Annotated in this window: 1 protein-coding gene; it reads right to left on the bottom strand. The window is 62.4% G+C overall.

Features of this window, described 5'->3' with window-relative positions:
- A partial coding sequence (groEL, locus tag X773_RS73510) for a chaperonin GroEL (protein ID WP_023680983.1) occupies positions 1–691 on the bottom strand: 691 nt, incomplete at both ends.

Genomic DNA, 691 nt, shown 5'->3' with positions numbered 1-691 from the left:
GGCGATGTCTTCCAGCATGGCCTTGCGGCGATCACCGAAGCCCGGCGCCTTGACGGCGGCGATCTTCAGGCCGCCACGCAGCTTGTTGACGACCAGCGTGGCCAGGGCCTCGCCTTCGACGTCTTCCGAGATGATGACCAGCGGCTTCGAGGTCTGCACGACAGCCTCGAGGATCGGCAGCATGGCCTGCAGGTTGGAGAGCTTCTTCTCGTGGAGAAGGATGTAGGCGTCTTCCAGATCCGCAACCATCTTTTCGGCGTTGGTGACGAAGTAGGGCGAGAGATAGCCGCGGTCGAACTGCATGCCTTCGACCACTTCGAGCTCGGTCTCGGCGGTCTTGGCTTCCTCGACGGTGATGACGCCCTCATTGCCGACCTTCTGCATCGCTTCAGCGATCATCGAGCCGACCGAAACATCGCCATTGCCGGCGATGGTGCCGACCTGGGCAACTTCTTCCGAGGTCTTGATCTTCTTGGCGTTCTTGATCAGCGTCGCGACGACGTCGGCGACGGCGAGGTCGATGCCGCGCTTCAGGTCCATCGGGTTCATGCCGGCGGCAACCGCCTTGTGGCCTTCCTGGACGATCGACTGCGCCAGAACGGTCGCGGTCGTGGTGCCGTCGCCGGCGATGTCGTTGGTCTTCGAAGCAACTTCGCGGACCATCTGCGCGCCCATGTTTTCGAACTTGTCG

This window comes from Mesorhizobium sp. LSJC280B00 (genome assembly GCF_000502835.1).
In the GTDB taxonomy this organism is placed as follows: domain Bacteria; phylum Pseudomonadota; class Alphaproteobacteria; order Rhizobiales; family Rhizobiaceae; genus Mesorhizobium.
The sequence above is the reverse complement of the archived record's forward strand: the minus strand, read 5'-3'. Positions and strand labels throughout refer to the sequence as shown.